The 19685-nt window shown below is 61.3% G+C and carries 8 protein-coding genes; 4 read left to right on the top strand and 4 right to left on the bottom strand.

Annotated features, from left to right (window positions below):
* On the bottom strand, positions 1-5331 hold a 5331-nt coding region (locus tag ACFQ6H_RS28620), incomplete at its 3' end, for an amino acid adenylation domain-containing protein (protein ID WP_378650223.1).
* 260 nt (positions 5332-5591) lie between these two features.
* On the opposite strand from ACFQ6H_RS28620, the gene ACFQ6H_RS28615 reads away from it, so the two are divergent.
* From ACFQ6H_RS28615 to ACFQ6H_RS28605, 3 genes are read left to right on the top strand one after another with little or no spacing between them, the layout of a single operon-like run.
* A complete protein-coding gene (locus tag ACFQ6H_RS28615; RefSeq protein ID WP_378650221.1) occupies positions 5592-6416 on the top strand; it encodes an FAD binding domain-containing protein in 825 nt (274 codons plus the stop codon).
* The gene (locus ACFQ6H_RS28610; RefSeq protein WP_378650219.1) at positions 6413-9106 is read left to right on the top strand and encodes a molybdopterin-dependent oxidoreductase; all 2694 of its coding nucleotides are present in this window, start codon (positions 6413-6415) and stop codon (positions 9104-9106) included. Before ACFQ6H_RS28615 ends, ACFQ6H_RS28610 begins: the two co-directional genes overlap by 4 nt.
* Positions 9103-10074, top strand: coding sequence for an antibiotic biosynthesis monooxygenase (locus ACFQ6H_RS28605; protein WP_378538651.1), 972 nt, complete (start codon positions 9103-9105; stop codon positions 10072-10074). Before ACFQ6H_RS28610 ends, ACFQ6H_RS28605 begins: the two co-directional genes overlap by 4 nt.
* Positions 10075-10160: 86 nt before the next feature.
* Here the strand turns inward: ACFQ6H_RS28605 and ACFQ6H_RS28600 are convergent, their stop codons facing one another.
* Both ACFQ6H_RS28600 and ACFQ6H_RS28595 read right to left on the bottom strand, forming a co-directional pair.
* Complete coding sequence (locus ACFQ6H_RS28600; protein ID WP_378650217.1) at positions 10161-11399, bottom strand: DUF222 domain-containing protein; 1239 nt, start codon at positions 11397-11399, stop codon at positions 10161-10163.
* 118 nt (positions 11400-11517) lie between these two features.
* On the bottom strand, positions 11518-14622 hold the full coding sequence (locus tag ACFQ6H_RS28595) for a multicopper oxidase family protein (RefSeq protein WP_378650225.1): 3105 nt from the start codon (positions 14620-14622) through the stop codon (positions 11518-11520).
* Positions 14623-14869: 247 nt separating this feature from the next.
* Between ACFQ6H_RS28595 and ACFQ6H_RS28590 the strand changes: the two genes are divergently transcribed.
* Positions 14870-15550 (top strand): glyoxalase, encoded by a 681-nt coding sequence (locus ACFQ6H_RS28590; protein WP_378650215.1) that lies wholly within the window; start codon positions 14870-14872, stop codon positions 15548-15550.
* Positions 15551-15584: 34 nt separating this feature from the next.
* On the opposite strand, the gene ACFQ6H_RS28585 is transcribed toward ACFQ6H_RS28590, so the two are convergent.
* On the bottom strand, positions 15585-19685 hold the full coding sequence (locus tag ACFQ6H_RS28585) for an amino acid adenylation domain-containing protein (protein ID WP_378650213.1): 4101 nt from the start codon (positions 19683-19685) through the stop codon (positions 15585-15587).

Below are 19685 nucleotides of genomic sequence, written 5' to 3'. Positions count from 1 at the left end.
CCGACCATCCAACACATCCACCAACGTCAAACCCCCCACCACCACCCCCACACCATCCCAACCACCCACCACCAACCCACGCTCACCCGCAACAAGGATCTCCGCATCACCAACCGGCACAATAGGATTCGCCACGACCGACCTCAGTAGGCGGACGAACCGCTCCCCGAACTCCGTGACCGTGCCGGCCTCGAAGATGTCCGAGGCATAGGTGAAGGCTGCATCGAAGCCGGCGGGAATGCCGTCCTGACCGCGCCGTTCGGAGAGCGCCAACTGCAAGTCGAACTTTGCGACACCGATATCCACCGGGATCGCATCGACAACGAGTCCTGGCAGTTCGAGATGGGGGTGGGCGATGTTCTGAAACTCCAACAGAACTTGGAAGAGGGGTGAATGCGACGTCGAACGCTGCGGCGCAATCGCGTCGACAACGCTCTCGAACGGCACCTCGGTATGCCCGAACGCTGCCAGATCCACTTCGCGAGTCCGGGCAAGAATGTCCTCGAAAGTCGCGGCAGTATCAATGGCGGTTCGCAGGACCACCGTGTTGACGAACATCCCGACCAGATCGTCGAGCGCTTGCTCAGCGCGCCCTCCCACCGGAGTGCCGATTGCTATGTCGGCCGAGTCGCTCAGTCGCGCCAACAGCACCGCCAACACCGCGTGCAGCACCATGAAGGGAGTTGCGTTGACGTGCCGCGCGAGATCGAGAAGGTCACTGTGCACGTCCGCGGGCACCGAGAACCGGACCGCTTCACCGCGCATGGACCGTTCGGCCGGTCTCGGTCGATCCAGCGGAAGGTCGATCACGTCAGTCAGACCGGACAGGGTCGACGTCCAATAGTCCAACTGCTTCGACGCGAGAGTGTCCGGATCGGCGTCACTTCCGAGTAACGCGACCTGCCATTGGCTGTAGTCGGCGTACTGGACGGGCAACGGGGGCCAGCCCGGTATCTGATTCGCTGCTCTCGCTTCGTAGGCGCGGGCCAGGTCACGGGCGAGCGGCTCGAGGGACGCTCCGTCCGCCGAAATATGGTGAACAACCAGTACGAGCACACGTTCGTCCGGAGCGATCCGAAAGAGAGTGCCGCGAAGGGGCACCTCCACACTCACGTCGAATCCTTGTCGAGCGAGTTCGGCAATCCGCTCGTCCAGTTCTTCCTCGTCCGCTGCTTCCTCGTCCCACGCCATCTGCGACATCACGCGCTCCGGGGGAACTACGACCTGCAGTGGGCCGTCCACCGAGGCGGGGTAGACGGTTCGAAGCGATTCATGACGATCGACGACATCTCCCACTGCGCCCCGCAGCGCAGCGGCATCCAATGCTCCTGAGAGTCGAACCGCCATGGGAATGTTGTAGGCCGGGGATGACGTGTCGAACTGGTTGACAAACCACAGGCGTTGTTGCGCCAGGGACACCGGCACTGTGTCCGGACGCGAATGTCTCTGCAAGAGAGGACGCCTCGATCGAGAATGATCGAGGCCGGATGCCTTCGCATCACGCACTTTCACCGCCAGCGATTCGACTGTCGGTGCCTCGAACAATGCTCGCACCCCGAAATCGACTGCTGCACCGGAGTTGACACGCGCGATCAACCTCGTCGCAACCAACGAGTTCCCACCAAGATCGAAGAAGTTGTCACCGATACCGACCTTCGCAACACCCAGGACGTCAGCAAAGAGCTCGGCCAGCAGGTTCTCGTCGGTGCTCACAGGTGGCCTGAACTCGTCCGATCGACCGATCAACTGCGGCGCAGGCAATGCCCCACGATCAATCTTTCCCGACGGACTGATCGGCAACTCGTCGAGAAGAACAAACGCTGCGGGCACCATGTACGACGGCATGCGGTCCGCGACGTACTGCGTCAACTCGGCTGTCGACAGCGCACTCCGGCCGACAGGCACGACGTACGCGACGATCATCGTAGCGCCGGAGGGAGCTTCACTCGCCACCGCAACTGCATTCTCGACCTGCGAGCACGACTGTAGGACGGTGTCGATTTCCCCGAGCTCGATCCGGAATCCACGAACCTTCACCTGGAAGTCGCTACGACCGACATACTCGAGTGCACGGCCGCGCCGGACGCGAACCAAGTCCCCCGTTCGGTACATCCGCTGCCCGGTGGGGCCGAAAGGGTTGGCCACGAATCGTTCTGCCGTCAAGGCGCGCTTTCGGTGATAGCCACGCGCGAGCGCCTCACCCGAGATGTACAGCTCCCCCACAACACCGTCGGGAACGGGACGCAATCGCGGATCGAGCACGATCTCGTGGAATCCACGGAGCGGTCCGCCCACGGTGATTGTCTCCGACGACGCCAACGGTTCGCTGATGTTCGACATCACAGTGGCCTCGGTCGGGCCGTAGGCGTTGCACAGTCTCCGTCCCGGAGCCCACCGCTGTACGAGTTCCGGTGGGCACGCCTCTCCACCGAACACGACATTGTCGAAGTCCGAAAGACCATCGGGTGACACTGTTCCGAGCGCCGCGGTCGTGACAAAGCCGTGCGTGATCTGCTCGGAGCCGAGGAATCGGGACAGCTCGTCCCCACCGAGGATGGTGCTCGGGGCGATCACCATGGTCGCTCCGGCACCGAAGGCCAGCAGATATTCGAAGATGGAGGCGTCGAAACTCGGCGTCGAGAAGTGCAGCGTTCGGGAATTCTGGGTCGCACCGAACCTCGAACGCTGCTCGCCGGCAAGATCTTCCAGACCACGATGGGAGACAATCACTCCCTTGGGGAATCCGGTCGAACCCGAGGTGTAGATCACGTACGCCGGATTGTCGGGCCGGAGTGAGTACACCCGATCGATGTCGGAGACGGGACGCCCGGACAACTGTGCGCAGTGGGTACGGAACTCAGGGTCATCCATCGCCATCCACGGAACCGAATCCGGTAACCGGTGGAGTTCCGAGACGACCGTCAGTCCCAGCGTGGCGCCGGAATCGGTCAGCATGTAACGAACACGTTCAGACGGATAAGTCGGATCCACGGGCACGAATGCCGCACCCGTCTTCGCCACCGCCAACATGGCGACAACTGATTCGATCGAGCGCGTCAACCCCAGCGCCACAAGGTTTTCCGGACCGATTCCGCGGGCAATCAACATTCGGGCCATCCGACTGGAATCCTCGTCGACTTCTCGATACGACAACTCGTCACCGAGATACGAGAGAGCTACGCGGTCGGGATGTTGCCGCGCCGCACCGTCGAACAACTCGGCGAGGGTGCGATGCGAAGTGCGACGGCCACTGCGGTCAGGCCGTGTCGCGGATCGTTCGTCCTCCGACAGGATGTCGATGTCGCCGATCACGACTGACGGACCCGTGGTGAGGGATTCCAGGATATGCGCGAACCGTAAACCAAAACCACGTACCGTTTCGGGCTCGAACAGATCGGTAGCGAACTCGAGCGCCACCGTTATTCCGGACGGTGCACCCTCCGCGTCGAAAGTTTCCACCGCACATACGCCGAGGTCGAAACGGCCAACGTCACGAGGTCGCTCGTCGGTGCTGCCGATGCACTCGAACGTCACCTGAACGATCGGTGCATACGCGGGCACATCTTCCACGCCGAGCGCCCGCGCCACCTGCTCGAGCCGGATCTCACTGTGCAGCAGCGCATTACTGCGAGCTTCGGAGACGCTGTGCAGGAGCGTCGTGAACGGCATCTCCAGATCGATGCGATTGCGGACGGCCACCAGGAGCGCGCCGAATCCCGTCGGCGCACCGATCACCACCTCCGAAGCTCCGGACAACCGGCTCACCAGGAGCGCAAAGCCTGCGTGTAAGACCGCACGTGTGTCTGTCACGAGATCACTCGCCATGGCGGTGATCCGAGTGTGAGTGTCGGCGCCGACCCGAACGTCGACCTGTCCGCTCTGCAGCGATTGCGCTGCCGGCCTGGGTCGATCGGACGGAAGTTGCAGCAGTTCAGGTGCCCCGGCGAGCTGATGTCTCCAATACGCGAGTTGCCGAGCTTCGCGGCGTCGTCGCACACCCTCGCGCGCAGTCAGGCCGTGTACTGCCGAGAGTTCGGCACCGGGATCGGCCGCGATCAACTCTTCCAGTAACTCGAGGAAATTCCGGTGGTGATCGCGTAAACCCGCGACCTCGTACCGGTTCGGGTTCGCCCGAAAATCGACACGCAGCCTGTCACCACTCGGGTACACGTTGACCAGCAGATCCTCCACTGGACCGGACGTGACTATGTGGTACTCACCCACCATCTCGCCCAGTCGAACCTCCTGGCGGAACAGCATGACGTTGACCATGGGGCCGGCAAACGAGTCTTCTTCCTCCACAACGCTCTTCACGCCTGCGTCCCGACGGATGTCGTCGAGGCTGCAGCGCTGATGTCGCAATGCACCCATGAGCTCACGCTGGACCTGCGCGACGAGTTCCCCAACGGTATCGACCCCGGACGTCGCGATCACCAACGGTGCGACGCTGACCATCATTCCGCCCGAGTTGCGTAACAGCGCCGTTGTCCGCCCGGACATCGGAACATGGATATGGACAGTCTCTTTCGCGGTCAACCGCGAGAGGTACAGCGCGAGTGCAGCGATGACTGTTGCAGCTTGGTTCTCGGATTCGTCGAGTCGGATACCGCCGAGGCGTGAGAGGAGAGCACTCTCGAGTGCGCTCTCGGGCTGTGCGGGCCCAGAGTCGTCCGCCAGGGTGGTTGATCCGGCGACGGCCGCGTTCCGCCCGGCCCAGTACTCACGGTCGGCAAGGAATCGATCCGACGTTCTGTATCGCACGTCGATGTCGTACAGCGTGCGCAGCGGCGCGGCACGAGCAGGTTTCGGGTCCTTCCTCGCCACCGCGGCCGAGTACCGGTGCGCGATACGGTTCATCGTGGTCATGGCACCGAAACCGTCGAGCGCTGCGTGATGAATGCGGCTGTACCACAGGTAGTGCAGGTCACCCACACACAGCACAGCCGTCTCGACGATTTCGTCGACTGCCAGGTCGATTTGCGTCCGGCAATCTCGGCGCATCCATTCGAGCGCAGTCTCGAACGGATCCTCGGTCCCGCGGAAGTCGACAAAACCGACCGAGATTTCGGCAGTCGCATCCACGTACTGCATCGGTTGACCGTCGACCTCGATCACTTTCAGCAAGGGAGATTGGAACTCGTGTGCAACCGCTCGCGTTTCCCGATCCAACAACTCGACGTCCAATTCGCCGCGCAACTCGACGTAATGCGCAATCAAAATCGGGACCTCAGGATCGAGCTGTTGTGCGAACCAGGTTGCCCGTTGCGCGGCCGAGAGCGGAAAGCGCGTCTCATCAGAAGTGTCAGTCCGTTTGACCTCGAAGGGTTTCACAGTGTCCCGCCCCGCACGGTCGCCGCGGCCGCCGAGTGCGTAGCCGCGTCCGAATCAACAGCGCGAGAGCAAGAGGCTGATCGCGCCTCTCAAGCAGTCGTACCCAGAATCGGCCAGCACAAGCAGCGATCCACCGGCCGATGTCGCATACGTTTCACTCATGTTTCACGTGCCCGATATGCACTAAAAGTGTGAATGTGTCCCGTCACCTCGGTAATGTCCCACTTCTGGACGACACGTCCCCCGAGGGGAGCAGGCGCATGGACATCACCACCATTACCGACGTGATACGCCGACCACCGGATCGCCCAGGGGAAGTGTGGCGTCCAGGCGACGCCTGGCTTGCCGGTGGAACCTGGCTGTTCTCCGCCGAACAACCCGACACACGTCGACTCGTCGACCTCACCGCACTCGGTTGGACACCACTGGACGTCGGCGCGACTCACTTCAGTGTCGGAGCTACGTGCACAGTTGCCGAATTGTATGCGTTTGTACCACCGGACAATTGGCGTGCAAGTCCACTTATTCGCGTCAGTTGCGAATACTTCCTCTCCTCGTTCAAGGTGTGGAATGCGGCCACCGTCGGCGGCAACATCTGTATGTCACTTCCCGCCGGACCGATGATCACGCTGGCGGTAGCACTCGAGGCCACGTTCACACTGTGGGCTACCGACGGGGGTGTCAGAACCGTCGACGCTTGCGACTTCGTGACCGGCGACAACCAGAACGTCCTGGAGCCGGGCGAAGTTCTTCGGAGCATCGAGTTCCCGGTGCACGCACTCACCAAACGGCACGCCCACCGCCGATTCAGTCTCACTCATCTCGGGCGATCGACGATCTTCATGATCGCGGTGCAGACTCCTGGCACGGACGACTTTCACCTGACCATCACTGCGGGCACAACGCATCCGATCCGGCTGACGTTCGACGCGATGCCAGACGAAGAATCTCTGCGACGAGCTGTCGACTCCATCCCCGCCGAGAGCTGGTTCGACGATCCCAACGGAACCCCCGACCACCGCCTTCACCTCGCTCGTCACTACGCCGACGAGCTGCGAATCGAACTGACGGGGAGCCTGTCATGAGCTACACGGTGAACGAACGAAAGTTCGACGAGGAACCGTTCCCCGGTCAGTGTCTGCGCACATTCCTTCGGCAACTGGGACACCACGGAGTGAAGAAGGGGTGCGACGGAGGTGATTGTGGGGCCTGCACGGTGTGGCTCGACGGCGCACCGATCCACAGTTGCATCACGCCCGCGTTTCGCGCCGACGGTCACGACGTGACCACGATCGAGGGACTAGGCACGCCCGAAGATCTCCATCCGATTCAGCAACAGTTCCGAGACGCACCCGGTTTTCAGTGTGGGTTCTGCACCGCTGGGATGATCATGACCTCGGCGGCACTCACCGACGAGCAGAAAGAAGACTTGCCGCGAGCGCTCAAGGGAAACCTGTGCCGCTGCACCGGTTACCGATCCATCGAAGACGCTGTCAGCGGTGTCAGCGCAATCGAGGTTGCCCTCCCCGGTCAAGCAGTCGGAACAAGCGTAGGCGCGCCGGCGGCGACCGAGGTGGTAACCGGACGCGCCGAGTACACGATGGACACCGAAATCGACGGCATGCTGCACCTGAAAGTGCTGCACTCGCCTCACGCCCATGCACGCATTACCTCCATCGACACCACCGACGCTCTCGCTGTCCCTGGCGTGCATCGCGTTTACACCTGGAAAGACGTGCCGCGCAAGCTCTTCACCACGGCAATTCATACCGACCACCTTGTAGACCCGGACGACACGTACATCCTCGACAACGTCGTACGTTTCGTGGGCCAGCGTGTCGTCGCCGTACTCGCCGACTCCGTCGTCGCCGCGGAAGAAGGCCGCCGGAAGGTGAAAGTCGAGTACGAGATCCTGCCTGCTGTGTTCGATCCGGAAGAGGCCATGGCCGACGGCGCTCCGGCCCTGCACGGGTCCGACGATCCCTTTGTCAGAGATCCCGAACGCAACATCCTGCTCGAAATTCACGGCCACGTCGGCGATGTCGACGCCGGTTTCGCGGAGGCCGACGTCATCCACGAAGGCACCTACTTCTCACCGCGGGTTCAGCACGCACACCTCGAGACGCACGGATCGATCTCGTGGATGGAAAATGGCCGCCTCCACGTTCGCACAAGTTCGCAGTCTCCCTCGATCGCCAAGGTCAAACTTGCCCACCTCTTCGACCTCCGCCCGGATCAACTACGAGTGTTCTGCAAGCGCGTGGGCGGCGGGTTCGGCGGAAAACAAGAAGTGATCAGCGAAGATCTGGTGGCGCTCGCCACCCTGGACACCGGCCGTCCCGTCTGCCTGGAATTCACCCGCGAAGAAGAGTTCACCACCGCGTCACCACGTCATCCGATGAAGCTGACAATCAAACTTGGTGCCAAGTCGGACGGCACCCTCACAGCCTTTCGGTACCGAAACATCTCGAACACCGGTGCGTACGGAAACCACGGCGGAGAGACACTCTTTGCCGGCGGCGCGGCAGTCTCGCTCTACCGCTGTGCGAACAAGAAATTCGATGCGTATTCCGTGTACACGAACAATGTTCCGAGTGGTGCGTTGCGCGGATACGGGATGACTCAGCCCGCTTTCGCCGTCGAATCGGCGATGACAGAGCTGGCCGTCGCACTGGACATGGACCCGCTAGAGCTGCGTCGACGCAATATCGTGCGACCGGGCGATTCGCTGGTCGCACTCGAGGACGGCCCCGACGACGTGATCTTCACCGAAGACGGACTGGGGCAATGCATCGATCTGATCGACGCCGCATTGAACCGCCATCCGGTCCCATCCCTCGGAGACGATTGGCTTATCGGGACCGGTACCGCAAGTTCTCTACATGAGACAGCACCTCCCACCGAGCACATTTCCGAGGCCTGGCTCACTCTCGGCGAGGACTGTGTGTACGAACTTGCCATCGGCACAGTCGAATTCGGCGAGGGAACCTCTACCGCCCATGTGCAGATCGCCGCACATCAGCTGGGCACCACACCGTCGCGTGTGCGAATCATTCAGTCGGACACCGACCGAACCGGTTTCGACACAGGCGCTTTCGCCAGCGCCGGGCTGTTTGTTGCCGGCAACGCCGTCCTTCGCGCGTCGAACGCACTACGTGACCGGCTACTGGCCTTCGCGGCGCACCACACCGGCGTCGCGTTAGACCAATGCTCGATGGACGACGACAAGATCGTCTGCGGTAGCACTCGGGTGACACTGCAAGAGTTACTCGAGGCAGCACGCCCGCGCGGGATCCGATTCACCGAGGCTCGGAAGGCCTACGGGTCTCCGCGCAGCGTGGTGTCCAATACCCATGGCTTCAGGATTGCCGTCCACCGCATCACCGGTGAGATTCGCATTCTCTACAGCGTCCAAGCCACCGACGCTGGGGTGATCATCAATCCGGCACAGGTGCGGGGACAGATCGAAGGTGGCGTTGCCCAAGGCATCGGCTTCGCCTTGACCGAGAACTTCCACGTAGACGCGCATGGCGCGATGATGAACCCGAACCTGCGTAACTACCGGATACCGACCTATGCAGACGTCCCTCGCACCGAGGTGATCCTCGTCGATTCGTCCGACTCCGTTGGTCCGCTCCGCTCCAAGGGAATGGCAGAGTGCTGCATCAATCCGGTCGCCCCTGCGCTGGCGAACGCACTGCAGGATGCCACCGGGTCGCGATTCCGGTCGCTACCGCTCACCCCCGAGCGCATCTACACGGGCCTGAACCGATGACCGCGAACACCTCGGCAGACAGCGCGGCAACAGTAATCATCGGCCAGCGAGTGCGCGCCGGACTGGAGAAAGAGTTCGAGGTCTGGCAGAAAGATCTCAACCGAGCAGCCGCAGATTACGCGGGCTTCCTCGGAGCAGAAATTGCGGCTCCGACGCCTACCCAACCTGATTGGGTGATCGTGTACCGCTTCGACTCCATCGCACATGTTCAAGCGTGGATCAACAGCGCGACGAGGCAGGACCACCTGGAGAACGGTCGTCAGTACTTCGACGGCCCGGCCACGCAGCAGGTCGTGAGCGGCGGGATCAAACCTCCGGACCCGTTGCTGACCGTCGTGGTGACGCACCGAGTCGGTGACGACAGCATCGACGAGTTCCTCGCCTGGCAGGACCGTCTTCGCGAAGTGGAGAGCGCTTTCGACGGATTTCGCGGCACCGAGCTGTTTCGCCCCGTCGACGGTGTGCAGGATGAATGGACGCTGCTCTATCGCTTCGACAACGCCGCCCATCTCGACACGTGGCTGACTTCCCCTGAACGACAACAACTCCTCGCCGAGGGCCGCAAGTTCCACGACTTCGAACTCCGGACCGTCGACAATTCGTTCGGCAGTTGGTTTGCTTTCGACGAGAACGGAAACGAGGCCCCGCCACCTTCGGAGACAAAAACCTCGATCGCCGTCTGGGTCGGCCTCTACCCGACGGTCGTGCTCCTTACCCTGGCCCTGTCGCCGCTGAAGTTGCCGCTCTGGCTGGGATTGTTGATCGGCAATCTGTTGTCGAGTTTCATCATGAGTTTCTTCACGATGCCGTACTACGTGAATCGACTCCTGCGCCGTTGGCTGCGACCGCCTCCGGGGATTCCTGTGGCGAAAACCAACGCGCAAGGAGTGGCAATCGTTGCCGCTGTGACCTTGTTCTGGGTTGTCGTCTTCTACCTCGTGACTACTCAGTTCTGGTCGCTGCCTTGAACTCGACGGAACACGAAAAGGCCAGCGTGTGCACCAGGGAATGATTCTTCCCCGGTACGCGCGCTGGCCTTTTCAGTTATGTCGGTTCATGCCGCTGTCGGTGGACTGTTCCCGCCGATCGGCCGCTGATACGGATCAATGGACATCGGCGGATAGAACACCGATTTGCGATCCGGCCCGATCTCCACCCGCCATTCGGTGTGGTGCAGTGTCCGATGATGATGGCCACACAACAAGATCAGATTCTCGAGATCTGTTGGGCCACCATCGTTCCAGTGAACAATATGATGGGCATCGCACCACCCCGACGGTGTCCCGCACCCCGGAAACGCGCACCCTCCATCACGCACCGCCAACGCCCGCCTTTGCGGCACCGTCGCCGTTCTCGCTTCCTTACCGCACTCGAGCGGAACACCATTCTCATCCAACAAAATCCGCGTCACGGTGCAGTCGCACGCCAACATCCGGGCAGTATCGATACTGATCGGACCCACCCAATCCGTCCACGCGAAACCCAGTTCCTGAGTCGACGGCAGTAGATCCTTCAAGGCTTTGAGGTCGGTCATGTCCTTCGCCGACGCAGTCACAGTGATGTGCGGTTTCACTCCGCCTTCGATCGGACCCAACCCCGCCCGCTCATACCGCCGCAGAAGTTCACAAAACCCATCCGCCCGCCGTAGTGCCGGAGTGCGGGTGTCCTTGACGCCGTCCTTCTCCGGCGTCGGCGCCGACAGGCTCGACAGCAACGTGATCAGACGGGCCCCGTTGACCGCATCCAGATCACCCTTCACAGTTACTCTGCCGTACAGGCCTTTCGAGGCGTAGAACTCGTTGCGCTCCGAATCCTCCCCGACCGGGACACCGTCCTCGCGTTTGCCGTACTGCTTCTCGATCCGCCGGATCGCCGCCCGCACCGCATCACAATCGGCAATGTTCTTCGACGCCAGGTCAAGCAGGATCCTGCGGGCCTTGTCGACGTCCGCCGGGATCATGTTCTTGGGTGGATGCTGACAAAACGACGCCACCTGACGGGCCTTCAACGCATCCACGTCACCACGGTGAAAAGCATCGGCGACAACAGGTTCGAGCAACAGCAACCGCGCCAGACTGACCAACAGACTGCACTCACCGATCTCCAAATTCGTCGACCCGTGCAACCACTGCGCGATCGCCCGAAAACCCTTCCCGACCACAGTCTCCCGGGAAAACATCTCCACGATCAACAACACCATCCGCGACTGCAACTCATGCCGGACGCGCACCAGATCCAGAACCTCACTCTTGAGGCCCTCGCCATCCAGCTGCCACGCTTCCCGACTGTCCATGCCCAAAGTTTAATCGAACATACTTTCGATGACCAGAGACGTAACGGACAACTTCAGAAACGCTCACAACTCGAGACCTGTTGAAATCGAACTACTTTCGAAACTGAAGCAAACGCGATCATCGACCACCGAGCGGCAAGGCTCCCCCACCGACAGGATAGGGCGGGAGCGTTCCCACAAGCGTCGGTGTCAATGTAGTCGCGGACGGATCGGCGCGACCCAGCGTGAGTTTCCGAACTTCGGCACCCGTTCCGTTGCTACCACTCACAAGGAGATCCGCGCCGGTCGTCGTGCTCGTCGTCGCTACTTCGACGCCCGACCCTGGACCGGCGAACGGATCGAAGGCTGCGACTTCCCGAAACGCTACGTCCGCCGAATGATGGTCAGGGCTCTCGAGGTACATCTCGGGCGCGCCCTCGAGCCTGGATCCACTCGAGAAGACACGGACTGAACCCTCCCCTCCGAGCATGCCAGCCACGATCGATTTGGCTCCGCCCTCAGCGCCGGCCACCCATCCCGTCGAGAGCGACACCCCGTCGCGATAGCCCTGATCGAAGGCCAAGAACTGTGATGTCGTCACCGGACCATCCGCATGACCTGCGTGTTCATCGGAGTCGCCCTGCGCAGCTGCCGTCGGCTCGTACAGGTCGTAGCGGAACGTCTTGACCAAAGGCTCGTCGCCGGCACCCGGCGCGGTCACGATGCTCGCCCGACCGGAGTGACTGTCGACCATCCCGGTTGCAAAAGTGACGCCGCTACTCGAACCCGGATACGGAGAGAAGGAGCCGAATTCTGCCGGCGCGGACTTCTTGTCCGCCGGAAGGTCGGTGGAGTAGATCTTGACCTGCGACTCCATTCCTGGGCCTGACGCAACGATGATGTTGTCCGCCAGAGCATTTCCGTCGATGTCGACGCCGCCTACGTTCACTCCACCACGGAACCCCGAATCGAAAGGTGCAAATCTTGCCAACTCGTCGGTGAACGGCACGCCTCCGACTGCGTTGTACGCCAACACTTCCGGAGCCGAGCCTGCACCTGTTCCAGCCACAAGATCAAGCACCATGTCTCCGTTCACGTCGGCCATCGCAACGCTCGGCGTGCCTTCGAACGACGGGAAGGGAGTGACGGTGGAGATCAGCTTGTCGCCGTTGGCATCGAATATCTGAACTTTGGCGGGAACTCCGGCCGAACCGGGCACGGCCACTGCGTATGTCGACACCTCTGGAATCACGTTGACAGTCGCCATCAATCCGTTGTCCTCGTGATTGAGTCGGTGGCAATGGATGACAAAGGTTCCGGTGTACTCGGTGAACTTCGTCCGCAACATCACCGATGCTGGTTCCAGCGCGTTCTCGTTCTCGTCCGTCACCGGCGCCGGCACGTTCACGTTGTCGATTCCCCAGGGCTGAACGCCCGTCGTGGTACCTGCGACGGGATCCACGACTTCCGTCACCTGGAAGTCGTTGACGTGAATATGCATCGGATGTTCGTCGTTGTTGAGGTTCGTGATCTTCCATTCCTCAACGGAATTCAAACGCGGTTGAATCAGCGGAATGTTGGGGAACGTGTTGTCGGCGAACTCGTAGGTGAAGGCCTTCGGATCACTGTTGCTGGCCTTCTCGTTTCCGAATCCGCCCGAGACTGTGAGGTTGCGGGTCACGTCGGGCGTCATCGCTGCTGTATCCACGAAGGAGGTGTAGGTGTCCAGTTTTTGTCCGAAGTCGAATGGAGTCGTCTTTCCTTCCCCCTCATCTGGTGTCGCACGGATCAACTGCTGAGTCGGGAACGTGAAGAATCCGTCCGCGTAGCTGATCACCGACGGGTCGACAGTGACGGTTCCGAGTTCGGCCGGCGGATTGTCGGTGCCGTTGTTTGTGTACAGAATGCCTGGATTGCTCACCGGCTTTGCACCTTCGAGCGGTGGCATCTCCAGCACCAGATCGCCGGCCTCCGGCATCGTCACGGCAATCGCGTATCGCGAGGCCGGCGGAATCACCAGCCTGGTTCCGTCCCCGTCCACGGGTGGCCTGACCTCGTCGAACGGATTTCCGTCCTGGCCCACGATCGCAAACTTCGGATGAGCGCCGGTTGCGGTTTCCGTCAACGTGACCGGCATGTAGGCGAAGTCGCTGATGTTGGCGAGAACCCAGATCTCGGTCTGACCCGGCTTCAATCTCAGGGACGGCTGAAATTGACCGTTCACGGTGTACTGCACGTCGCGTTGGTTGTCGGGCAGGGAGGGATCAGCCGGGACTCTCGTCGATTCACCGGCGAAGCTCTGGAGGTTGCCTGGTACGAATTGATTCTGTCCACGATGATTGGCCGGCGACAGCGGTCCGCTGTACCAGTTGGTGAAATACTGTGCTCCCTCCGTGGTTTCCGAGAAATTCACGGGCGCCAAGCTCGGACGGTAGGTACCGTCGGCTAATTCCGTTCCGGTGGGCGGCGTCAAGGTACTGACGAATTGGGGCCAGTTCGCGTCGTTGAGCTGCCGGCCCTTCCCCTTGCGGTCGAATACGAAGTTGTACTGCAGTGCCATATCGCGGATCGGAACGTCGTTCGCCGTCACGACAGGCAAATTTCCGTCCGGCCGGCCGATTTCCAGTAGTCCGGCCAGACCCATGTACGTCTGCTGCGCAGTGAGGGTGTGCCGGTGACTGTGATACCAGTACAGACCGTTCGGCATCGTCCCCGGAATCGCGTAGTCGTAAACATTTCCCTGGCCGGCGGGGATGTTGAGCAACACGTTGTCGGCATTACCGTCCGGACTCACGTGAACTCCGTGCGTGTGCAGATTCAGCGGAGCCGACGACAGCGCCGGCGGATAGATCGGCACATCCCCGCCCGCCGGAGTGAACGCCGGATCGTAGAAGTCCTCGACAGTGAGATCCTGCAGATCGTTGTCGTAATGAATGATCAACCGCTCCCCGGGGTTGACCCGGAGAGTCGGCGCCGGATAGACGTCACTCGCCGAGGTCGACCCGTCCGAGGCCGTACCGCGAATGACTTCGTACCCGAACAGCAGGAAATTCGACACCGGCGCCGACGCGGTATCGAGCGGAATCACTCCCTGATGAGCGGACAACCGCACTTCGAGGACACCATCTCGACTGCTCAGTTTCACCGGCTCCCGGTAGTCGACAGGGGCACCGTCCGAGCCGTAGTTGGCGCCCACCTCAGGCGCCGATTCACCGGCGGTACACGCACCCAACGCCACCGTCATGGACACCACAACTACCGCGGCCAACGACTTTCCTCGCAGTGCGATCACTGGTTTCCCCGTTCCATGGTGGCGTGAGATACGTCCGATCAGCGCTCATCAGCCTATCGAGAAAACATTCGCTGAACAGGATATTCACGACAAATTGCCCGCACAGTGCCCGCTTCCGAGATGCATGCCGCAAGGTGGCTCACCAAACCGATCAGGAATCGAGAAGCACGGCCAAGGACCCGCAATTACCTTGAAACACATGAACACACCACAGAAGTCCACTTCCAGCCACACGTCGTCAAACCACACATCGGCAGGGAGCGCCCAGAGGACCACCGCGCAGTCCGTGATCCTCGACGTCCCGGACCTAGCGGCAGCCGAGGCCTTTCACGACGCTCTCGGCGTCCGAGATCGAATCCAGCTACGCGAATCCAACGAACCGACAACCGGGTTTCGTGGATATACCGTTTCGCTCGTCGTCTCCCAACCGAACATCGTCGATGCATTCGTCGACGCAGCGCTCGCAGCCGGTGCCACCGAGTTGAAGCCGGTCAAGAAATCCCTCTGGGGATACGGCGGAGTTGTTCAGGCTCCCGACGGTTCGATCTGGAAGATCGCCACGTCGTCGAAGAAGAACAACGGGCCGGCCACCCGCACGATCGACAACCTCGTGCTGCTGCTCGGCGCCGAAGACGTCAAGGCCAGCAAGCAGTTCTACCTCGACCACGGACTCGAGGTGTCCAAGAGCTTCGGCCGCAAGTACGTCGAATTCACCAGTGCAGCAGGCAATGTCACACTGGCACTGTATGGTCGGCGCGCCTTGGCGAAGGATGCCGGGCTCGCTCCGGAAGGCACCGGATCGCACCGGATCGCCATCTCCGGCGCTTCCGAACCCTTCGCGGATCCCGACGGTTTCGCCTGGGAGAGCGCCCATTCCTGAGCCGGACGGTGCCCTGCCGGCAAGCCCGAGCGACTCAGGACATCCCGCGAATCCTCTCCAAGCTGTGCGCGATCAACGGACCAACAGTCTCGAGCGCAGCGGGTGAGGTGATGTCCCAGTGAGTGCACTCGACGGGATGATTCACGATATCCCCGCTCACGTACGCACGCCATGAATCGGCTCCACGGTTCAGCCACGGATCATCCAGCGCTGCAGTGAAGTACAGCACGTCACCATCGAAGATCCCCGGCTGATAGGTCTTCATCAACGTGTCGTTGTGCTGGGCCGCAAAGACAAGCCTGCCGACGTTTTCGGTAGTCAGTTCACCCATGGCTTGCGCGAACTCGAGTCCCATATCCGAGACGTCTTCTGCGTCCGAATCTTCAGTGCCTTCAGTGTCTTCACTGTCTTCACTGTCTTGACTGTCTTCAGTGGCACGGGCGAAGCTGTCCAGCATCACCAACGAATCGACCGACTCGCCCGCTGCCTGCAATTGCACCGCCATCGAATGTGCGATCACTCCGCCCAGCGACCAACCGGCGAGGTGGTAGGGGCCTTCAGGCTGGATTCGCCGCACCTCCTCGATATACCTGGCAGCGGTGAGTTCGATGGACTCCGGCAACGGGTCCCCGGACGAAACTGCCGGAGTTTGGATTCCGTACATCGGAGTTGCCGAATCGATATACGGCGCCAAGCCGGTGTAACTCCAGGCCAGGCCGATGATCGGATGGACGAAGAACATGGGCGGCCGTTCACCGGTGGTTCGAATCGGGAAGACTACGTCCAGCGCACCGGCAGTGTCTTGTCGGGAATCGATACGCATCGCAATCGACGCCGGAGTCGGCTCGGTCATCAACCACTGCAGCGGTATCTCGCGGGCGAGGGAAGCCCGCAGCTTTGTCACCACCCGAATCGCCGACAGTGAGTTGCCACCGAGTTCGAAAAAGTTGTCGTCGGCGCCGATGTCAGCGATTTCGAGAACCTCAGAGAAGGCCCTGGCCACAGCGATTTCCGAAAGTGTGCTCGGTTCCCGATACACGATCTTCGACGCAAAATCAGGAGTCGGCAATGCCTTCTCGTCGACCTTCCCTGTCGGTGTTGTCGGCACCTTGTCGATGAAGACGACGGCACTCGGGATCATGTGACGCGGTAAGAACTCGGATACGAATGCGATGACGTGGCCCGCCTCCGGCGCAGTTCCCGGTGCCGGCACGACGTACGCCACCAGCGCCGTGTCCCCGGACGGTGTCCGCTTGCCGAGGGCCATGGCCACATCGACGTCCGGGTGGGCGTGCAGTGCCGCATCTATCTCACCGAGTTCGATGCGGTGACCACGAATCTTGACCTGACTGTCGGTCCTGCCCCGATACTCGATGGTGAGTTCGGGTGTCCACGCTGCGATGTCACCCGTTCGATACATACGATCCCCCGGCTGCCCATGCGGATTGGGAACAAATCGGGTCGCCGTGAGCACGGGCTGATCGTGGTATCCCCGGGCTAGAGCCGGCCCCGACACGTACAGCTCACCCGGTGTCCCGATCGGCACCGGTAGCAGTCGAGCGTCGAGGATCACCGTGCCGAAACCGCGTACCGGCGATCCGATCGTGACCGGCTTGCCCGCGACAAGATCACCGACGGTGGAGATGTCGGTGGCCTCGGTTGGTCCGTACCCGTTGAGCATGGTTCGACCAGGCTGCCAACGATTGACCAGTTCGGAGGAAACCGCTTCACCGCCGACACCGAGAACGCGAAGCTCCTCGAGCCCTTCCGGTTCCATCGACGTCAACATCGCCGGGGTGATCAGTGCGTGGGTGACCTCGCGGTCGATCATGAACCGCGACAACTCGTCGCCGCCGAGAATGGAGGGTGGTGTGACGACCAGAGTCGCCGCCGCGGAGAGCGCCGACATCATCTCTCCGACCGACATGTCGAAGCTCGGTGAGGTGTTGTGCAGGAATCGTGAGTGCGAGTCGACGCGATAGTGCTCACGACGTTCAGCGGCAAGGTTCGCGAGACCACCGTGGGTGACTACGACTCCCTTCGGCTTCCCCGTCGAACCCGAGGTGTAGATCATGTATGCCGGATTGTCGATTCGTGCGGGTGTGTCGAGAGGGCTCACCGGGGCTGCCGCCAGTTCTTCGGCGATGTCCTCGAGAATCAGCCATTCGACGTCGTCGGGCAGGAACCGACGATGCTCGGCAATCGTCACACCGAGCTTTGCCCGAGAGTCTCCGAGGATGTGCTCGATGCGCTCGGCCGGATAGCTCGGGTCGACCGGCAGATACGCGGCACCGGTCTTGGCCACTGCCCAGACTGCGAGCACAGACTCGAGTGATCGCGGAAGAGCGAGAGCCACAAATGTTTCCGGCGAGACTTCTCGTTCCAAGAGAACGTGAGCCAGACGGGTCGAGAGTTCGTCGGCTTCTGCATAGGTGACGGCGCGGTCATTCCACAGGAAGGCGATCCCCGTCGGATTCGACGAGACCGCAGCAAAAATCAGCTCGGAAAGCGTCGCCGGATGCGCCGCCGCCAGGCCTCGCACCGGCACCAGCAGGTTCTGCTCGTCACGATTCAGAATGTCGACATGACCGAGAACTCTGGCAGGGTCTTCGGTTAGTTGCTCGAGCAGCATGACGAATCGCTCGGCAAACAATGCAACCGTGGACCGGTCGAACAGATCGGTTGCGTAGGTCAACGATCCACTCACCGTTACCGACTCGGAGTCTGAGCCTTCGGATTCCGTAGTCTCGAACAGCGTCAACGCCAGATCGAATTGAGCTGGAGTGACGTCGAATTCGAGAGCCGACACACGAAGGTCAGGAAGCTCGAAGACAGCGTCCTCGACGTACTCGTAGGCCAGCGCAACTTGGAACAGCGGTGTGTGAGCTTGTGAGCGAACAGGTTTCAGTACATCGACAAGCCTCTCGAAGGGCACATCGACGTGGCCGAATGCGCTCAGATCTCGGTCACGCACCTGATCGAGCAACGCCGAGAACGTCAGTGCGGAGTCGACATCTGTTCGCAGAACGACTGTGCCGACAAACATTCCGATCAAATCCTCGACAGCGGCCTCACCTCGTCCGGACACCGGTGTGCCGACGACGATGTCGGTGCTCGCCGACAATCGCGCCAGCAGCGCCGCATACACCGCGTGGATCACCATGAACACACTTGCGTGATGGAGATCGGCGATCTCACGTACGCGTTCCATGACTTCGGGCGCGATGTCGAAGCGAACCATCGCACCGTTCTGGGTGGCCACCGCCGGGCGTGGTCGATCGGTCGGCAATTCCAGTACGTCCGGGATCCCGTCCAAAGTTGTTTTCCAGTAGTCGATTTGAGTCGATGCGATGCTGTTCGGGTCCGCCTCGTCACCGAGGAGCGCCCGCTGCCACAGCGCAAAGTCGGCATACTGGATCTCCAGCGGCGCCCAGAAGGGCGGCTGGCCGGTGAGCCGCGCCGAGTAGGCAACCATCACGTCTCGAGCCAACGGCGCCATGGACACACCGTCCGCACTGATGTGATGGACCGACATCACGAGCACATGCTCGAATTCTTCGACGCGGAACAGCTTCACCCGAATCGGGACCGAGGCTGTGACGTCGAAGCCCTCGGAAAGGATGCCGAGTACGTGCGTGTCGAGATTGCCTCGGTCGACATCGATCGGGCTCAGATCGAACTCGACGTTTTCGGGTGGCAGGATGACCTGGACGGGGCCGTCGCCGTTGTCGGGGAACATCGTTCGCAGCGACTCGTGGCGTGCCAGGACGTCGCCCACCGCACCACGAAGTGCAGGGACGTCGACGGCACCTGAGAGTCGGATAGCCAACGGAATGTTGTAGGCCGCAGACGCGACGTCGTATTGATTGAGGAACCACATCCGATTCTGCGCGAGCGAGAGCGGGATCGGTTCTGGGCGTGCGTGCGCAAGGAGGGCGAGCCGATCGGCACGCTCTGCATTATCGAGTGCCGCAGCAAGTTCCACCACGGATGGATGATCGAACAACGCGCGAAGCGGTAACGCGCTACCGGCGTGTTGATTGATGCGGCTGATGAGTCTGGTCGCATTCAGCGAATTACCACCCAACACGAAGAAATCATCATCCAACCCAACCCGCGACCCACACCCCAACAC

It is taken from the genome of Rhodococcus sp. NPDC056506, from assembly GCF_042794945.1.
Lineage (GTDB): Bacteria > Actinomycetota > Actinomycetes > Mycobacteriales > Mycobacteriaceae > Rhodococcus_F.
The sequence above is the reverse complement of the archived record's forward strand: the minus strand, read 5'-3'. Positions and strand labels throughout refer to the sequence as shown.